This window comes from Streptococcus sp. HMSC064D12 (assembly GCF_001837205.1).
Lineage (GTDB): Bacteria > Bacillota > Bacilli > Lactobacillales > Streptococcaceae > Streptococcus > Streptococcus salivarius_D.
This window is the reverse complement of record NZ_KV831777.1, coordinates 1-495: the sequence shown is the minus strand read 5'-3', so window position 1 is coordinate 495 and position 495 is coordinate 1. Positions and strand designations below refer to the sequence as shown.

The 495-nt window shown below is 52.5% G+C and carries 1 pseudogene; it reads right to left on the bottom strand.

The window, feature by feature from the left end:
* Nucleotides 1-400: pseudogene (locus HMPREF2697_RS10590) on the bottom strand (hypothetical protein); the annotation flags it as partial.
* Between the last annotated feature and the right edge of the window lie 95 nt (nucleotides 401-495).

The following is a 495-nucleotide window of genomic DNA, read 5'->3' as shown; positions in this document are numbered from 1 at the left end:
GTACTTCAGCGTCACAAAGTGCCTCAACAAGTGCTTCAGAATCGGCAAGTACTTCAGCGTCGATGAGTGCTTCAACCAGTGCGAGCGAATCCGCAAGTACGTCTGCATCAATGAGCGCTTCAACGAGTGCGAGCGAGTCCGCAAGTACAAGTGCATCGATGAGCGCCTCAACAAGTGCTAGCGAATCAGCAAGTACAAGCGCCTCAATGAGTGCTTCAACAAGTGCTAGCGAGTCAGCAAGTACTAGCGCATCGCAAAGTGCCTCAACCAGCGCCAGTGAGTCAGCAAGTACAAGTGCATCGCAAAGTGCTTCAACCAGCGCCAGCGAGTCAGCAAGTACAAGCGCCTCACAAAGTGCTTCAACAAGTGCGAGCGAGTCAGCAAGTACGTCAGCATCCATGAGCGCTTCAACGAGTGCTTCAGAGTCAGCAAGTACGTCAGCATCGATGAGCGCTTCAACCAGTGCTAGCGAATCAGCAAGTACAAGCGCCTCAA